At 68.5% G+C, this 17,046-nt stretch carries 18 protein-coding genes; 7 read left to right on the forward strand and 11 right to left on the reverse strand.

What is annotated here, in order from left to right:
• The first annotated feature begins 112 nt into the window (after window positions 1-112).
• From Adu01nite_RS42680 to Adu01nite_RS42690, 3 genes are read left to right on the forward strand one after another with little or no spacing between them, the layout of a single operon-like run.
• The gene (locus tag Adu01nite_RS42680; RefSeq protein ID WP_203735089.1) at window positions 113-1,153 is read left to right on the forward strand and encodes a sugar ABC transporter substrate-binding protein; all 1,041 of its coding nucleotides are present in this window, start codon (window positions 113-115) and stop codon (window positions 1,151-1,153) included.
• A gap of 1 nt (window position 1,154) precedes the next feature.
• A complete protein-coding gene (locus Adu01nite_RS42685; RefSeq protein WP_203735090.1) occupies window positions 1,155-2,171 on the forward strand; it encodes an ABC transporter permease in 1,017 nt (338 codons plus the stop codon).
• On the forward strand, window positions 2,168-2,944 hold the full coding sequence (locus Adu01nite_RS42690; protein WP_203735091.1) for an ATP-binding cassette domain-containing protein: 777 nt from the start codon (window positions 2,168-2,170) through the stop codon (window positions 2,942-2,944). The genes Adu01nite_RS42685 and Adu01nite_RS42690 overlap by 4 nt, the downstream gene beginning before the upstream one ends.
• Before the next feature lie 81 nt (window positions 2,945-3,025).
• Here Adu01nite_RS42690 and Adu01nite_RS42695 read toward each other — a convergent pair whose 3' ends face one another.
• The 9 genes from Adu01nite_RS42695 to Adu01nite_RS42735 form a co-directional block, all read right to left on the reverse strand.
• Window positions 3,026-4,069, reverse strand: a complete 1,044-nt coding sequence (locus Adu01nite_RS42695) for a PrsW family intramembrane metalloprotease (RefSeq protein ID WP_203735092.1) — start codon at window positions 4,067-4,069, stop codon at window positions 3,026-3,028.
• 89 nt (window positions 4,070-4,158) lie between these two features.
• On the reverse strand, window positions 4,159-4,371 hold the full coding sequence (locus Adu01nite_RS42700; RefSeq protein ID WP_203735093.1) for a hypothetical protein: 213 nt from the start codon (window positions 4,369-4,371) through the stop codon (window positions 4,159-4,161).
• A gap of 106 nt (window positions 4,372-4,477) precedes the next feature.
• Entirely contained in the window at window positions 4,478-4,705 is a 228-nt protein-coding gene (locus Adu01nite_RS42705; protein WP_203735094.1) for a hypothetical protein, read from the reverse strand.
• 85 nt (window positions 4,706-4,790) lie between these two features.
• Window positions 4,791-5,957, reverse strand: coding sequence for an L-rhamnose isomerase (gene rhaI / locus Adu01nite_RS42710; protein ID WP_203735095.1), 1,167 nt, complete (start codon window positions 5,955-5,957; stop codon window positions 4,791-4,793).
• A gap of 6 nt (window positions 5,958-5,963) precedes the next feature.
• Window positions 5,964-6,287 (reverse strand): L-rhamnose mutarotase, encoded by a 324-nt coding sequence (locus Adu01nite_RS42715; protein ID WP_203735096.1) that lies wholly within the window; start codon window positions 6,285-6,287, stop codon window positions 5,964-5,966.
• A gap of 17 nt (window positions 6,288-6,304) precedes the next feature.
• Window positions 6,305-7,363, reverse strand: a complete 1,059-nt coding sequence (rhaS, locus tag Adu01nite_RS42720; protein ID WP_203735097.1) for a rhamnose ABC transporter substrate-binding protein — start codon at window positions 7,361-7,363, stop codon at window positions 6,305-6,307.
• Window positions 7,364-7,390: 27 nt separating this feature from the next.
• A complete protein-coding gene (locus Adu01nite_RS42725; RefSeq protein WP_203735098.1) occupies window positions 7,391-8,368 on the reverse strand; it encodes an ABC transporter permease in 978 nt (325 codons plus the stop codon).
• Window positions 8,361-9,326 carry an ABC transporter permease gene (locus Adu01nite_RS42730; protein WP_203735099.1) on the reverse strand — a complete coding sequence of 322 codons (966 nt, stop codon included), beginning with the start codon at window positions 9,324-9,326 and terminating at the stop codon, window positions 8,361-8,363. The genes Adu01nite_RS42725 and Adu01nite_RS42730 overlap by 8 nt, the downstream gene beginning before the upstream one ends.
• Before the next feature lie 100 nt (window positions 9,327-9,426).
• On the reverse strand, window positions 9,427-10,932 hold the full coding sequence (locus tag Adu01nite_RS42735; RefSeq protein ID WP_203735100.1) for a sugar ABC transporter ATP-binding protein: 1,506 nt from the start codon (window positions 10,930-10,932) through the stop codon (window positions 9,427-9,429).
• Between the two features lie 159 nt (window positions 10,933-11,091).
• Here Adu01nite_RS42735 and Adu01nite_RS42740 point away from each other — a divergent pair, with 159 nt between their 5' ends.
• Complete coding sequence (locus Adu01nite_RS42740) at window positions 11,092-12,114, forward strand: LacI family DNA-binding transcriptional regulator (RefSeq protein WP_203735101.1); 1,023 nt, start codon at window positions 11,092-11,094, stop codon at window positions 12,112-12,114.
• 296 nt (window positions 12,115-12,410) lie between these two features.
• Here the strand turns inward: Adu01nite_RS42740 and Adu01nite_RS42745 are convergent, their stop codons facing one another.
• Both Adu01nite_RS42745 and Adu01nite_RS42750 read right to left on the reverse strand, forming a co-directional pair.
• A complete protein-coding gene (locus tag Adu01nite_RS42745; RefSeq protein WP_239133145.1) occupies window positions 12,411-12,818 on the reverse strand; it encodes a roadblock/LC7 domain-containing protein in 408 nt (135 codons plus the stop codon).
• A 23-nt stretch (window positions 12,819-12,841) separates the two neighbouring features.
• A complete protein-coding gene (locus tag Adu01nite_RS42750; RefSeq protein ID WP_203735103.1) occupies window positions 12,842-13,207 on the reverse strand; it encodes a hypothetical protein in 366 nt (121 codons plus the stop codon).
• Here Adu01nite_RS42750 and Adu01nite_RS42755 point away from each other — a divergent pair, their 5' ends adjacent.
• From Adu01nite_RS42755 to Adu01nite_RS42765, 3 genes are all read left to right on the forward strand, one after another.
• Window positions 13,208-13,420 (forward strand): hypothetical protein, encoded by a 213-nt coding sequence (locus Adu01nite_RS42755; RefSeq protein WP_203735104.1) that lies wholly within the window; start codon window positions 13,208-13,210, stop codon window positions 13,418-13,420.
• A 213-nt stretch (window positions 13,421-13,633) separates the two neighbouring features.
• Entirely contained in the window at window positions 13,634-15,664 is a 2,031-nt protein-coding gene (locus Adu01nite_RS42760; RefSeq protein ID WP_203735105.1) for a bifunctional aldolase/short-chain dehydrogenase, read from the forward strand.
• Window positions 15,661-17,037, forward strand: a complete 1,377-nt coding sequence (locus tag Adu01nite_RS42765; RefSeq protein ID WP_203735106.1) for a rhamnulokinase — start codon at window positions 15,661-15,663, stop codon at window positions 17,035-17,037. The genes Adu01nite_RS42760 and Adu01nite_RS42765 overlap by 4 nt, the downstream gene beginning before the upstream one ends.
• Window positions 17,038-17,046 lie beyond the last annotated feature (9 nt).

Genomic DNA, 17,046 nt, shown 5'->3' on the forward strand with positions numbered 1-17,046 from the left:
CAATCACCGCGCGCAACGCGTCCGAAACACATTGTTGACATGGAGTGCACCCGGTCGTCTACTGCAACACAACAATGTCCCTCGATCTGTGCTGAATCGATTTGGAGGAGGCATGCGGGATCCCACCAAATCCAAGACCATCGCGACCTGCTGTGTGCTGGCCCTGATGCTCGGCGCGGGCGCGGCCTGCAACCGGGGCTCCGGCGAGGACGTCGTCGGTCTGATCACCAAGACCGACACCAACCCGTTCTTCGTGCAGATGCGCAAGGGCGCCCAGAGCGAGGCGAAAGCCGAGGGCGTCGAGTTGCAGAGCTTCGCCGGCAAACAGGACGGTGACAACGAAGCCCAGGTCCAGGCGATCGAGAACCTGATGTCCTTCGGCGCCAAGGGCTTCCTGATCACCCCGAACGACTCGAAGGCGATCGTCCCCTCCATCGACAAGGCGCACGAGCAGAAAATGCTCGTGATCGCCCTGGACACCCCGGTCGATCCGCCGAACGCCGCGGACGCCACCTTCGCCACCGACAACTACCAGGCCGGCAAGCTCATCGGGCAGTGGGCCAAGGCGAAGTTCGCCAAGGACGGCAAGCAGGCGAAGATCGCCATGCTGGACCTGAACGCCAACCAGGTCTCCGTCGACGTCAAGCGGGACCAGGGCTTCCTCGACGGTTTCGGCATCCAGGTCGGCGACCCCAACAAGATCGGTGACGAGAACGACCCGCAGATCGCCGGGCACGACGTCACCGACGGCGCCGAGGACGGCGGCCGGACCGCGATGGAAAACCTGCTGCAGAAGGATCCGTCGATCAACCTGGTCTACACCATCAACGAACCGGCGGCGGCCGGCGCCTACCAGGCCCTGAAGTCGGCCGGCCGGGAGAAGGACACCGTGATCGTCTCGATCGACGGTGGCTGCCCCGGCGTCGACAACGTGTCCACGGGCATCATCGGTGCGACCTCGATGCAGTTCCCGCTGAAGATGGCGCAGATGGGCATCGATGCGATCGCCGCGTACGCGAAGAACGGCACCCGGCCGCAGGTGACGCCGGGCAAGGACTTCTTCGACACCGGAACCCAACTGATCACCGACGACCCGCAGGCCGGCGTGGAGGCGAAAGACTCCGCGTGGGGCAAGCAGAACTGCTGGGGTTGATATGGCCACTGCCACCGCAACCGACTTCGAGGTGCGCCGCAACGACTCGCTCGGGCTGCGCCTCCAACACCTCCTGCACGGCAACCCGGTGCTCGGGCCGCTGGCCGTGCTGATCGTCGCGATCATCGCGTTCTCCATCGTCAACGGCCGCTTCCTGACCGCGACGAACCTCTCCCTCGTCCTTCAGCAGGTCACGGTCATCGCCGTCCTCGCCCTCGGGCAGACGCTGATCATCCTGACCGCCGGCATCGACCTGTCGGCCGGCGCGATCGCGGTCTTCTCGTCGATCCTGATGGCGAACTTCTGCGTCAAGGCCGGGATGCCCGGCTTCATCGCGCTGGTGCTCGGCCTGGCCTGCGGCACCGCGATGGGCGCGCTCAACGGCGTCCTCGTCACGAGGATCAAGCTCCCCCCGTTCATCGTCACGCTCGGCACGCTGACCATCTTCTTCTCGCTCAACTCGGTGGTCAGCAACAGCGAGACGGTCCGCGGCACCGACATGTCCAGCCTGATGACCTGGACCGGTAACTCGATCCCGATCGGGAGCTTCCGGCTCACCTACGGCTCGATCATCATGCTGCTGCTGTTCGGGTACTTCTACTACGCGCTCGGCCGCACCGCCTGGGGCAAGCACGTCTACGCGACCGGTGACGACATCGAGTCGGCCCGGCTCGCCGGCATCCAGACCAGCCGGGTGCTGTTCAGCGTCTACACCGTGGCCGGCCTGCTCTACGCGGTCGGCGGCTGGATCCTGATCGGCCGGCTCGCCTCGGCCAGCCCGAACGTGGGCGTCGAGTACAACCTCGACTCGATCACCGCCGTCGTGCTCGGCGGCACCAGCCTCTTCGGCGGCCGGGGCAGCGTGATCGGCACGCTGATCGGCGCGCTCATCGTCGGCGTCTTCCGCAACGGTCTGCAGCTGGGCGGCGTCGAGGTGGTCTGGCAGGGCTTCGCGATCGGCCTGCTCGTGCTGGTCGCGGTCTCGCTGGACCAGTGGATCAGGAAGGTGAAGACGTGACGACTCCGGTATTGCAGGCGAAAGGACTCACCAAGCGCTACGGCCGGGTCGTCGCCATCGACGGCAGCGACCTCGAGCTCTACCCCGGCGAGATCCTCGCGGTGATCGGCGACAACGGCGCCGGCAAATCCAGCCTGATCAAGGCGCTGTCGGGCGCGCTCATCCCGGACAGCGGCGAGATCTTCCTGGACGGAAAACAGGTCCATTTTCGTACGCCGATGGATGCGCGCTCGGCCGGCATCGAAACCGTCTACCAGACCCTCGCGGTCGCCCCGGGCCTCGACATCGCCGACAACCTGTTCCTGGGTCGGGAAGAACGCAAGCCCGGCGTACTCGGCTCGGTGTTCCGGATGCTCGACCGCGGCCACATGCGCGCCGAGGCGAAACGGCACATGAGCGAGCTGGGCGTGGCCACGTTGCAGAACATCGGCCAGGCCGTCGAGTCACTGTCCGGCGGCCAGCGCCAGGCGGTGGCGGTGGCCAGATCGGCCGCGTTCGGCAGCAAGGTGGTGATCCTCGACGAGCCGACCGCGGCCCTGGGCGTGAAGGAGGGCAACCGGGTGCTGCAGCTGATCCGCGACGTCCGCGACCGGGGCCTCCCGGTCATCCTGATCAGCCACAACATGCCGCACGTCTTCGAGGTCGCCGACCGCATCCACATCCAGCGCCTGGGCCGCCGGGCCACGGTGATCACCCCGAAGTCCCACTCGATGTCCGAGGCGGTAGCCATCATGACCGGCGCCGCCGAACCCCCACCAGAGGCTGCCGCCTGACACCGCGGCTTCGAAAGATGTTGACGGAGGCGACAACCACAACGGTTGTCGCCTCCGTTTGACTCTCCCCGGGCTGACGCTCTACCCCGGAGGCGATTGCAGGCGCAGCAGTTCCGTGCGGGCGTGGGTGACGCGGGCGGTTTCCGCGCCGCCGGATCGGGCGATCTCCTGGGCGAGGTCGCCGGCGGCCTCGATCAGGTGGCGGGCCTGGCGGCGGCTGTGCAGGTGCTTGCGGAGGGCCTTGCGGTCCTTTCGCAGGCCGCTGACCGCGTTGAGGAGTTCCGGGTCGAGCCCCTCGGGGCCGAGCAGCTGCCGGATCCAGTCGCGTTCCTGCCGGGCGGCGTTCCGCATCACGTAGCGGAGGGCGATGAGCTCGACGATCGCGATGAGGAACGGCAGGGTCACCATGACGAGGGCGTTGCCGCCGCTCAGGCCGGCCATGTCGTCCCAGGCGAAGTGGAACACCATCGCCGTCAGCATGGTGAGCACGCCGCGGAGCACGTTGCGCTCGCCGGGGACGCGGCCCAGGACCCACATCAGGCCGGCGCCGAAGATCGCGCTGAACAGCGCGTGCGACACGATGCCGCTGGCGCCGCGGACCACGAAGATCTGGAACGACGCGCCGAGCTGGTTGACGCCGAACGCCTGGGCGGCGCCGTTGAACGCGTACAGGACGTCCTCGAAGACCTCGAAGCCGAGGCCGATGAACGCGCCGATGATGAAACCGTCGTAGGCGCTGCGGACCAGGCGCGGGGCCAGGCCGATGAGCAGCGCCAGGCCGATCGCCTTGCTCCACTCCTCGTTGATCGGGGCGGTGAGCCCGGCGGCCCAGTCGGAGGCGAACGAGGTGCCGCCGACCTTGGCCCAGATCTCCAGCAGCGCGGTGTTGGCCGGCAGCGCGATCCAGAACGCCGCGGCGACGCCACCCCACACGAAGCCGGTGGCCAGCAGGCCGGCCGGCTGGCTGGTGTAGCGGTTCTGCCGGTGCAGGAGCAGCAGCCACGGCACGAGGTACAGCCCGAACAGCACGATGCCGCCGGTCAGCGCGGGTGTGTAGTAACCGCCGGCCTGCCCGAAGTAGCGCACCAGGGTGACCGCGCCCAGGCCGACCCCGAGGACGTACACCCAGAAGGAGAGGTTGCGGGGCTGGAAGAACCGGAACGGCTGGCCCCAGCCGGACTGCTCGATCGCGGTGAGCTGGGCATCCTTGTCGGTCAGCCGACCGGCGGCACCGCGGTGGCGCCGCCCCCGAGATCCAGCACCTGCCCGGCGGTGATCTCGTTGTGCCAGGGGATCGCCTTGTTCAGCGCCGGCCATCCGTAGATGAGCACCAGGGCGACGGCCAGGCTGATCAGCGCGGGTCGGAAGGTGCGGCGGTCGAGGCCGAACCAGCGATGTTCGACCGGTACCCAGTCATTTACGGCCACGCGACACCCTCCAAGATCGCCATCTTACGGAGAGCGTCGCAAGTGTCACGGAAGGTTCGCAAGAGAAAGTGGTACGGCCCCGGACCGAATCCGGGGCCGTACGCGGCTACTTCTTCTTCTTTTTGCCCTTCTTTCCGCCTTCCCCGGCGAAAAGCTCGGCAAGCATCTGTTCGTCCCGTTCGGCGGCTCGCTGCTGGGCGGTCTTCTGCTCGGGGATGAGCACCTTCCAGAAGACGGCGATCAGCACTGCCATCCACGCCCACCACGGGATGCCCGACTCCGGACCGAACAGGTTGCTGGTCACGGTATAGGCCTTGTCCAGTATCTGGTCCACGGTCGCTCCTCGGGTCGGTCAGGGACGGCCGCAAGAATCGGTTGCCGGGCGGGGCGGCTTAGCGTTTACGCACCCCAACCGGCGTTTACGCACCCCAACCGGCCTGGTTGCCGCCGACCCGGTCGGCGATGATCTTCTCGTCGTAGCCGCTGCGCTTGTACGCGGCGACCGGGTCGGGGTCGAGGCCGGCGTCGGCGCGGACCTCGGCCAGCAGCGGGCGCACGTCGGTGTTGTAGGCGTCCATGAAGACCGCGTTCGCCTCCAGCACGTCGCCGGACCGCTGCGCCGCGAACAGGGCGTCCCGGTCGACGAGCAGCGCCTTGGCCGTGGCTTCCTGCACGTTCATCACCGAGCGGATGATCGCCGGGATCTTGCGCTCGATGTTGTGGCACTGATCCAACATGAAGGCGATGTTTTGCGAAGGGGAGAGAGCGTCGGCGCGGACGATCTCGTACATGATCCGGAACAGCTGGAACGGGTCGGCGGCGCCCACCATCAGGTCGTCGTCGGCGTAGAACCGGCTGTTGAAGTCGAACGCGCCGAGCCGTCCCTGGCGGAGCAGGAACGCCACGATGAACTCGATGTTGGTGCCCGGGGCGTGGTGCCCGGTGTCGATGCAGACCGTCGCCCGCTCACCCAATTCGATGCAATGGGCGTACGACGTACCCCAGTCGGGGATGTCGGTCGCGTAGAAGGCCGGCTCGAACAGCTTGTACTCCAGCAGGATGCGCTGGTCCGGGCCGAGCCGGTCGTACGTCTCCCGCAGGGCGGTGGCGAGCCGGTCCTGCCGCGTACGCAAATCGTCCTGTCCTGGGTAGTTGATGCCGTCGGAGAACCACAGCTTGAGGTCCTGCGAGCCGGTCTGGTCCATGATCTCGATCGCCTCGAGGAGGTGATCGGTGGCCTTCCGCCGCACGCCCGGGTCGGGGTTGGTGACCGAACCGAGCTTGTAGTCGTCGTCCTGGAAGACGTTGGTGTTGATCGCACCGATGCCCACCCCGAGGTCGGCGGCGTACCGCGTCAGCGCGGCGTAGTCGTCGACCTTGTCCCACGGGATGTGCAGCGCGACCGTCGGCGCGACACCGGTGAACCGGTGCACGGCCGCCGCGTCGGCGATCTTCTCCTCCGGGTTGCGCGGCACCCCGGGCTGGGTGAACACCTTGAAGCGGGTGCCCGAGTTTCCGTACGCCCAGGACGGCGTCTCGATGCGCTGCTCGGTGAGCGTGCGCTTGACTGCGGCGAGGTCAGCCATGGTTGGTCACATCTTTTCGTCGTCGAGGTGGAACACCTCGGTGAGTAGCGGGAACCCTTCGGTCGGCGTGGTGCCGGCGAAGAACTCCGCCATCTCCGCCTGCCATCGGGTGTTGACGTCCAGCGCCGACATTGCCGCCTGGGACGCCGCGAGATCGTCCGCCTCGACGTAACCGATCAGGAGGCCGTCGGGGCGGAGGAACAGGGAGTAGTTGCGCCAGCCGGTGGCCCGAAGTGCGTCCTGCATCTCGGGCCACACGGACCGGTGCCGCTCCACGTACTCCGGGATCCGATCAGGGCGGATCTGAAGCTGGAAGCAGTAGCGAGGCATGTCGTTCTCGTTCGTTCCTAGAAGTTAAATTTGTCGATGTTTTCGGCGGTGAACTCGGTCGGCGGGCCGAGCACGATCTCACCGTCCTTGCCGATCGTGTATTCGCCGAGCTTTCCGGCGGTGAACTTGTCGCCCTCGGCACCGGTGATCTGGCCGCTGGCCAGCGCGGCACCCGCGTAGGCGGCGAGGTAGCCGATGTCGGCCGGGTTCCACAGGGCGAACTTCTTGACCGTGTTGTCCTTGACGTACTGCCGCATCTGGTTCGGCAGGCCGAGCCCGGTGACCTGCACCTTGCCCTTGTAGGACGAGGAGGAGATGTAGCGGGCGGCGGCCGCGATGCCGACGGTGGTCGGGGCGACGATGACCTTCAGGTTCGGGTACGACTGGAGCAGGCCCTGGGCCTCCTGGAACGACTTCTGGTCGTCGTCGTTGCCGTAGGCGATCTTGACGAGCTTCAGCTTCGCGTAGTCCGGCTTGGCCAGCTCGGTCTTCATGACCTCGATCCAGGCGTTCTGGTTCGTGGCGTTCGGGGTCGCCGACAGCACCGCGATCTCGCCCTCGCCGCCGGCCTGCTCGAGCGCCATCTTGGCCAGCGACTGGCCGATGCCCTCGGTGGTGGCCTGGTTGATGAACGCGTCCCGGCAGGTCTTGGAGGCGTCCGAGTCGAACGTGACCACCTTGATCTTGGCGGCCCGGGCCTGGTTCAGCGACGGGCAGACCGCGTTCGGGTCGTTCGCCGCGACCACGATCACGTCCTGCTGCTGCTGGATCAGGGTGTTGATGTAGGAGACCTGGGACGAGGCGGCCGCGTCGTTCGGGCCGACCTTCTTGTACTCGCCCTTGAGCTCCTTGACCGCCTCTTCGCCGCCGGAGGTCTCGACGTCGGAGTAGGGGTTGTTGAGCTGTTTGGGCAGATAGGCGATCTTCAGGCCCTCTTTGAGCTTCGCGTTGGGGTCCGCGGTCGCCGAGGCCTGCTGGTTTCCGGAGCTGGACGAACTGTCCTTGGTGGTGCCGCCGCAACCGGCGGTGACCAGGAGCGTCGCCGCGAAGACGGCGGCCAAGCGGTGTCGCAACATGCTGGCTCCTTCGTTGATCCCGGGGAGTTACGCGGCGGACTGGCGGAGTTTTCGGCGCTGCCAGTTGCCGCGGATCGAGCTGATGACGTTGGGGAGCAGGACGGACAGCACGAGCAGCGCGCCCGTGACGATGTTCAGCGCCTGCCCGGAGACGTCCTCCAGGCGCAGCGCGTTCTGCAGTGCGGTCAGCAGCACCACACCGGCCAGGACGCCGGGCAGGCTGCCCTTGCCGCCGAAGATCGAGACCCCGCCCAGCAGGACGGCCGCGACGACGGCGAGTTCGAGGCCGGCACCGTTGTCGGCGCGGGCACTGGAGTAGCGCAGCGTCCACAGCACACCGACCAGGCCGGCGACCGCGCCACTCACCACGTAGAGCCAGAATTTGGTGCGTGCCACCCGGATGCCGGCGAAGTGCGCGGCCTGCGCGTTCGCCCCGATGGCGTAGAGGCTGCGGCCGATCGGGGTGGCGTGCAGCAGCACCCCGAAGATCAAGGCCAGAACCACAATCAAGATCAAGACGTTGGGTACGGCTCCGTCAGCGATCGTGCCGGTGACCCAGCCGGTATAGCTGAACGGGAAGTCGGCCACCGCGCCGTCGCCGAGCACCACCAGCGCGAGACCGCGATAGAGGGCCAACGTGCCGATCGTGACGGCGAGCGACGGCAGACCCAACCCCGTGATCAAGAAGCCATTGAGTACGCCGGCGATCGCGCCGATCAGCACACACAGCGGGATGATCGTCTCGATCGAGAGTCCTTGGTTCCAGAACCAGCCCATCAGCGAGCTGGTCAGGCCGAGGGTGCTGGCCACCGACAGGTCGATCTCGCCGGTCACGATGATGAACGTCATCGGCAGCGCGACCAGGATGATCGGCAGCAGGTCGAGCACCATGAAGGTGAAGTTCCGGCTGGTGCCGAAGTTGTCCACGGCCAGCGACGCGATCACCAGCACGGCCAGGGTCAGCAGGATGATGATGCTGTCCCAGCTCGCCAATCGCTTAGCCATGCGAGTCCTTCTTCCGCAGCGAGCGGGCGATGCGCACCGCGACCAGGCGGTCCGCGCAGATGGCCAGGATGATCAGGGCGCCGACGATGGCCTGCTGCCAGAACTGGTTGATGTCGAGCACCGCGAGGGCGCTGCTGATCACCGTGAGCAGCAGGGCGCCCAGGCCCGCGCCCCAGACCGTGCCGCTGCCGCCGAAGACCGCGACCCCGCCGACCACGACCGCGGCCACCACGTTCAGCTCGTAGCCGTTGCCGGCCGAGGCGTCGACCGTGCCGAACCGGGCCGCGAACAGCACCCCGGCCAGGCCGGCGAGGGCGCCGCTGAGGATGAACGCGCCGAGCAGGTTGCGGGCGACCTTGATGCCGGCCAGCTCGGCGGCCTGCGGGCTGGACCCCATCGCGTAGAGCTCGCGACCGACCCGGTAGTTGCGCATCACCAGGCTGGTGGCGCCGACCACGACCAGGGCGATCAGCACCAGCCACGGGACGCCGAGGAGGTTGGCGTTGGCGAAGTTGAGGAAGTGCGGGGGCAACTCGTCCGCGTTCACCTGCGAGCCGCCGGCCCAGGAGTAGGTGATGCCGCGGTACATGTAGAGCGTGCCCAGGGTCACGACCAGCGCCGGGACCTTGCCGTAGCGGACCAGCACGCCGTTGAGCAGGCCCGCCGCGGCGCCGACGGCGAGGCCGACGAGGATGGCGACGATCATCGGGAGGCCCGGGTGGTCGCTCATCATCGTGGCGACCGCGAAGGCCGAGATGCCGAGGACCGAGCCGACGCTCAGGTCGATGTTCCGGGTGATCACGACGACCGCCTGGCCGGTGGCCATGACCGCGAGGATCGCGGTGTTCAGCAGGTTGTCGCGGATGCTCTGCCCGGACAGGAAGCGCGGATTGTTGATCGTCGTGTAGAGAACGAGAGCCGCAAGCGCAAGAACGATGCCCAGCTCACGGGTCTTCATGATGTTGAACCTCGGTGGGACCTTCATGGCGGTAGGCGTCATGCCGTTCCTCCGAAAGCCCAAGAGACCTTCACGCGATCACGACACTCGCTTCGCTCGGTCATGCCGCGACCTCCTGGCCCATCGCCGCGTACATCACGGACTCCTCGGTGGCTTCGGCTCGGGTCAGCTCGGCGGCGACGCGGCCCTCGCGCAGCACCACGATCCGGTCGGCCATGCCCAGCACCTCGGGCAGCTCGGACGAGACCATGACGACCGCGAGACCGTCCGCGGCCAGCGACGACATCAGCCGGTGCACCTCGGCCTTGGTGCCGACGTCGATGCCGCGGGTCGGCTCGTCGACGATCAGCAGCTGCGGGCCGGTCGCCAGCCATTTGGCCAGCACCACCTTCTGCTGGTTGCCGCCGGAGAGGGTGCCGACCGCGTCGCTGAGGCTGCCCAGCTTGGTCTGCAGTTTCTGCGTCCAGGTGAGTGCGGCCTCCCGCTCGGCGCCGCCGAAGAGCAGGCCGAGCCGGGCCAGCTTGCGGGCCCGGGGGAGGGTCACGTTGCGCTCGATCGACAGCTCCATGATCAGGCCCTGCTGGCGGCGATCCTCCGGGACCAGGGCGATGCCGGCCGCCATCGCGGCGCGCGGCGAGCCGGGCTTCAACCGTTTGCCCTGGAAACGGACGGTCCCCGAGTCGTAGGGGTCGACGCCGAAGACCGCCTGCATCACCTCGGAGCGGCCGGCCCCGACCAGGCCGGCCAGCGCGACGATCTCGCCGGCCCGGACCGAGAACGAGACATCGCGGAAGACGCCCTCCCGGGTGAGCCCGTCGACCTCGAGCATCACCTCGCCCGGCTCGACGGTCTGCTTGGGGAAGAGCGCGCTGAGATCGCGGCCGACCATCCGGCGGATCATGTCGTCGACGGTGAGGTCGGCGACCAGCTCGGTGGCGACGTGCTTGCCGTCCCGCATGATCGTCACCCGCTGGCAGAGCTCGGTGATCTCCTCGAAGCGGTGCGAGATGAACAGGATCGCCGCGCCCTCGTCGCGCAGCGACCGGACCACCGCGAACAACCGGGCCACCTCCACTGCGGACAGCGCGGCGGTCGGCTCATCCATGATCAGGACGCGGGCCTCGCTGGACAGCGCCTTGGCGATCTCGACGAGCTGCTGGTCGGCGATCGACAGGCCGCGGGCCGGTCGGGTCGGGTCAAGGTGCACGCCCAACCGGCGGAACAGGCGCTCGGCGGTGGCGTGCATGGCCTTGCGGTCGATCTGGCGCAGCCGGGTCAGCGGCTGGTTGCCCATCGCGATGTTTTCCGCGACGGACAGGTCGGGGAAGAGCGTGGGTTCCTGGTAGATCACCGCGATGCCGGCCGCCTTGGCGTCGGCCGGGCCGGCGAAGGTGACATCGTTGCCGGCCAGCCGGAGCGTGCCGGTGTCGGGCTGGTGCACGCCGGCGAGCATCTTCACGATCGTGGACTTGCCCGCGCCGTTTTCGCCGACGAGCGCGTGGGCCTCGCCGCCGAACAGCGGGAAGCTGACCCCCTGCACCGCCGCGACCGCACCGAAGGATTTCGTCACGTCCTGGACCTCGAGCAGAGCAGATGCCTCCGCCACGAGCCACCTCCCGGTCGTGGGTTGAAATGTTTCATAAACGTAGGTGGCGCCGATCACACATGTCAAGCATTGGATGGAAACGCGGCCGAAACACTGCCGTTGCGCAGGTGGCGGGTACCGTAAGATGCTGCTTCAACGTTTCAACGGGAGGTCGTTGCGGTGCTGAACGGAAGGACGCCCTCCGTCAAGGACGTGGCCGCGGCCGCAGGCGTCTCGCTCGGCACGGTGTCGAATGTGATGAACCGTCCCGAGGTGGTCAGCGCCCGCACCCGCGAGCGGGTCGAGCGGGCGATGGCCGACCTCGGTTTCGTCCGCAACGAGTCGGCCCGGCAGCTGCGCGCCGGCACCAGCCGCACCCTGGCCTACGTGATGCTGGACGGCACCAACCCGTTCTTCCACGACGTGGCGCAGGGCATCGAGCTGGCCGCCGAGGATGCCGACCTGTCGCTGTTCATCTGCAACAGCAACAGCCGCGCCGAGCGCGAGGAGGCCCACCTCGACCGCCTGCTCCAGCAGCGCGTCCAGGGCATCCTGATCACCCCGGTGAATTCCGAGGCCCCCTATCTGTACGACCTGACCAGGCGCGGCGTCCCACTCGTGATCGTCGACCGCCGCCGCGACGACGAGAGCTGCTGTTCGGTCGCGGTCGACGACGTGCACGGGGGCCGGGTGGCGATCGAGCATCTGGTCGAGCAGGGGCACACGAAGGTCGCGTTCATCGGCGGCCCGGATTCGATCGGCCAGGTCCGCGAGCGCCTGCAGGGTGCCCGCGAGGTGTGGGCCGAGCTGGGCCTGCCCGCGGACGACCTGGTCTACCTGCCGACCGAGGCGATGACCGTGGGCGAGGGCCGCTCGGCCGGCGAACGCCTGGCCGGCCTGCCCGCTCGCCGCCGCCCGACCGCCGCCTTCTGCGCCAACGACCTGCTCGCGCTCGGCCTGCTCCAGCAGGGCATCGGCGCCGGCCTACGGGTCCCCGACGACCTGGCGATCGTCGGCTTCGACGACATCGAGTTCGCCGCCGCCGCGGCCGTCCCGCTGACGTCGGTCCGCCAGCCCCGCCAGGAGTTGGGCCGGGCCGCCGCCCAGCTGGTGCTGGACGAGGCCACCAACCCCGACCACGAACACCAGCAGCTGTTCTTCACGCCCGAGCTGGTAGCGCGGGCGTCCTCACGGGCCAGATAGCACGTGCCGCGCCGATTCTGCTGATCACACATGCCGGAGTGCGGCTCCGCCTGCCCGCGGAGACCGACCTCGATGATCGCCGCTCATGATCCGCGCGTCAGACCCAGCCCCACCAGGCCTTTCGCGCGCTTTGCGTACCAATACGCGCTGCTGCTCTGCTCACCTTCTTTCGGGGGTGAGCAGAGCAGCGCGTCTTTGTGCGCAGCGCAAAGCGCCGAGAAACATCTGGTGGACGGCCATCCGCGGCCGGGCGTCCCGGAGCCTGGGGTCTGCTTCGCAGGGCGCCCGTGGTGCGGCTAGCCGAACGGGTGTGAGGCGTCGATCGTCAGCATGTCGGCCAGGCGCTGGGTGACCGGGCGGGCCTCCAGGTGCAGGCGGGCGATGTTTGATCCGCTGTCGCCGATCACGGCCAGAAGGGCGAGCTCGCCGACCGCGTAGACGGCGAGGTAACCGTTCTGGCTTCGGATCGTCACCTCGCTGAACGAGCCCTGCCCGAGAACGCCGCCGGTGGTGCGGCTGAGGCCGTAGGCGCCGGCGGCCAGGGCCGCGACGTCGTGCGGCTCGACGCCGATCGTCGGTTCGTTCAGGATCAGCAGGCCGTCGACACCGGCGATGACGCAGCCCCGCACCCCGATCACCTGGTGCCGGAGTCCGGCCATCTCGTCGCGTACTGCCTGATAGGGGTCTGGGTCGGCGGATTGCACGGTGTAGCTCCCGTCAGCCGAGATCATATTTCGAGCTCGGCCTCGATCTTGCGAAGCTGGTGGCGGGCGAGCCCCAGGTTGGCCCGGCTCTTGTTGAGCGACAGGTAGAGGAACAGCCCCTGGCTGCCGGCGAGCAGCCGGATCAGGTGGTACTGCGAGTCGAGGGTGATCAGGATGTCCTCGATGCCGTCGCTGAAGCCGAGCATGTCGAGGGTGCGCAGCTTGGCGCGGACCACGTCGGTGTTGCCGGCCGCCGCGATGTTCATGTCCATGACGGCCCCGCCGCCGAGCGTGCCGAGAGTCAGCCCGCTGGTGTGGTCGACGAGCGCGACGCCGATGGCGCCGTCGATCGTCATGGCTTCCTTGAGGGAAGTCTCGATGTTCGCCACATGTCCTCCTTGGTCGAGGGCCAGTCCGGCCGGTGCGGCGTGGCCCAGGCGGCGCCTGACGGCGTCCGCGAAGCGGCCGAATACGCCCCGGTGTGCGACCGCTTCGCGGCCGACGTCAGTCACCACCTGGACCTCGCCTCGCTCTCGCGTGACCCGGCCGGACCGGCCCTCGCCAACGATGCCACCGCCGGAGTTGGTTGCAGCCGAAAGTAATACGGAATCGGTGCAGGTCAGGACGAAGATCGACATCATCTGGGCGATTGACCCCGGAGGGGGTCGGGCGACCGGTCAGCCTGATCATCGGCTTGTGGGATGGACTTACCCGTCGGTAACCGCACGGGTACCGCCGGAGGGCATCTTGACCGCGGGCAGTCGGCCCCCGTAATCTGCGTGCAATCTCTGAAACGTTTCATGACGGGTGAGGAAATGACTAACCCCGCAGTGCGTGAGCTTCTGGAGCGCAGCAATCGGCTCGGCGCCGATCCGCGCAACACCAACTACGCCGGGGGGAACACCTCGGCCAAGGGCACCGAGACCGATCCGGTCACCGGCGAGCCGACCGAGTTGCTCTGGGTCAAGGGGTCCGGCGGTGACCTCGGCACGCTGACCGAGAAGGGTCTGGCCGTGCTGCGGCTCGACCGGCTGCGCGCGCTGACCGGCGTCTACCCGGGCATCGAGCGCGAGGACGAGATGGTCGCCGCGTTCGACTACTGCCTGCACGGCAAGGGTGGCGCGGCGCCGAGCATCGACACCGCCATGCACGGGCTCGTCGATGTCGCGCACGTCGACCACCTGCACCCCGACTCGGGCATCGCGATCGCCACCGCCGCCGACGGGCCGGCGCTCACCAAGGAGATCTTCGGCGAGCGGGTGCTGTGGGTGCCGTGGCGGCGGCCGGGCTTCCAGCTCGGGCTCGACATCGCCGCGGTGCAGAAGGCCAACCCGCAGGCCATCGGCGTGATTCTCGGCGGCCACGGGATCACCGCCTGGGGCGCCACCAGCGCCGAGGCCGAGGCCAACTCGCGAGAGATCATCCAGCTGGCCGCCGACTATCTGGCCGCGCACGGCCGCACGGATCCGTTCGGCGCGGCCGTGCACGACGCGCTGCCGCCGGAGGAGCGGAAGACCCGGGCGGCCGAGCTGTTCCCGATCCTGCGCGGGCTCGCCTCCACCGACCGTGCGCAGGTCGGCCACTACACCGACGCCGAGGTCGTGCTCGACTTCGTCAACAGCGCGCGGCTGCCCGAGCTCGCGGCGCTCGGCACCTCCTGCCCGGATCATTTCTTGCGTACGAAGGTGAAGCCGCTCGTCGTCGACACCGCGCCGGACGCCCCGCTGGAGGAGGTGGCCGCCCGGCTCAAGGAGCTGCACGCGGCCTACCGGGACGACTACCGCGGCTACTACGAGCGGAACGCGACGGCGGACTCGCCGGCCATGCGCGGCGCCGACCCGGCGATCGTGCTGGTGCCGGGGGTGGGCATGTTCTCGTTCGGGGCCAACAAGCAGACCGCCCGGGTGGCCGGCGAGTTCTACGTCAACGCAATCAACGTGATGCGCGGCGCCGAATCGGTGTCGACCTACGCGCCGATCGACGAGGCCGAGAAGTTCCGGATCGAGTATTGGGCGCTGGAGGAGGCGAAGCTGCAGCGGATGCCGAAGCCGAAGCCCCTCGCCACCCGGATCGCCTATGTGACCGGCGGCGGCTCGGGCATCGGGCGGGCGATCGCGCTGCGGCTCGCCGCCGAGGGCGCCTGCGTGATCGTGGCCGACCGCGACGTCGAGGCGGCCAAGGGTGTTGCGGCCGAGATCGGCGGCAGCGACGTGACCCTTGCCGTCGAGGCCGACGTGACCAGCGCGGAGGCGATCACCGAGTCGCTCCGAAAGGCGGTGCTTGCCTTCGGCGGGGTCGACCTCGTGGTCAACAACGCCGGGCTCTCCATCTCGAAGCCGCTGCTGGAGACGACCGAGGCCGACTGGGACCTGCAGCACGACGTGATGGCCAAGGGCTCGTTCCTGGTCTCCCGGGAGGCCGCGCGGGTGATGATCCCGCAGGCGATGGGCGGCGACGTCATCTACATCTCCAGCAAGAACTCGATCTTCGCCGGGCCGAACAACGTGGCCTACGGCGCGACCAAGGCCGACCAGGCGCACCAGGTGCGGCTGCTGGCCGCGGAGCTCGGCGCCTACGGCGTACGCGTCAATGGCATCAACCCCGACGGCGTCGTCCGCGGCTCCGGGATCTTCGCCGGCGGCTGGGGCGCGAAGCGCGCCGCCGTCTACGGCGTGCCCGAGGAGAAGCTCGGCGAGTACTACGCGCAGCGCACGCTGCTCAAGCGCGAGGTCCTGCCCGAGCACGTGGCGAACGCGGTCTTCGCGCTGACCGGCGGCGATCTCACCCACACCACCGGCCTGCACATCCCGGTCGACGCCGGGGTGGCAGCGGCCTTCCTGCGATGAAAGCGTTCGCCGCGGTCGACCTCGGCGCGTCCAGCGGGCGCGTGATGGTCGGCCGCGTCGGGCCTTCCGTTCTGGAATTGACCGAGGCGCACCGGTTCGGCAATGAGCCGGTGCGGGCCGGCGGCACCCTTTACTGGGACATTCTGCGGCTCCATCGCGGCGTGCTCGAAGGTCTGAGGCAGGCCGGTCCGGTGGACAGCATCGGGATCGATTCCTGGGCCGTCGACTATGGATTCGTCGACGGGTCGGGAGCGCTGCTCGGCAATCCGGTGCATTACCGGGACGGCCGGACCGACGGCATTTCGGTGGCGGTGCCCGACGATCGTCTCTACCAGATCACCGGCCTGCAGAAGCTGCCGTTCAACACGATCTATCAGCTGGTGGCGGCCCGGTCGACGCCGCAATATGCGGCCGCCGAGCAGCTGCTGCTCATCCCCGACCTGCTCGCCTATTGGCTGACCGGGGAGTTGGGCGCGGAGTACACCAACGCGTCGACCACTCAGCTGGTTGACGTGCGTACCCGTCAATGGGCTTTGCCGTTGATCGAAGAGCTCGGCCTGCGGCCTTCGCTTTTCCCGGAGATCCGGCAGCCAGGTGCGACGATCGGCGCTTTCGGGGGTACGCCGGTGGTCGCGGTCGGTTCGCACGACACCGCCTCGGCCGTCGTCGGGGTGCCGGCCGCGGGGGAGCGATTCGCCTACATCTCGTGCGGGACATGGTCGTTGGTGGGGCTGGAACTGACCGAGCCGGTGTTGACCCCAGCATCGAAGGCTGCCAATTTCACGAACGAGGGTGGCGTCGACGGAACGATCCGGTACCTGCGCAATGTGATGGGTCTTTGGCCGCTCCAGGAAGCAATGCGCGAGTGGGGAATATCCGATATTTCGGCTCTGCTGCGCGCGGCCGTGGGGGAGCCGGCGCTGAAGCACCTGGTGGATCTCGACGATCCGGTCTTCATCCCGCCCGGCGACATGGTCGGCCGGCTGACCGGCGCGGCCCGGCTCCCGGCCGATACCGCGCCGGCCGTCGTCACCCGGTGCATTCTGGACAGCCTCGCGCTCGCCCAGCGAAAGGCCGTCGAGCAGGCCCAGGAGCTGGCCGGGCGGGCGGTCGACGCGGTGCACATCGTCGGTGGCGGCGCCCGCAACGCGCTGCTCTGCCAGCTCACCGCGGACGCCTGCGGCCTGCCGGTGCTGGCCGGCCCGGTCGAGGCGACCGCGCTCGGCAACGTCCTCGTGCAGGCGCGCGCGGCCGGTGTGATCGACGGCGACCTGGCGGCGCTGCGCGCGGTTCTACGGCAGACTCAGCAGATCGTGCGCTACGAGCCCGGCGGCGACCCGGCCGCATGGCAAGCTGCCGCCAAGAGGATCTAGTAGGAGGCG

Origin of the sequence: Paractinoplanes durhamensis (assembly GCF_016862175.1) — a bacterium.
GTDB classification, from domain to species: domain Bacteria; phylum Actinomycetota; class Actinomycetes; order Mycobacteriales; family Micromonosporaceae; genus Actinoplanes; species Actinoplanes durhamensis.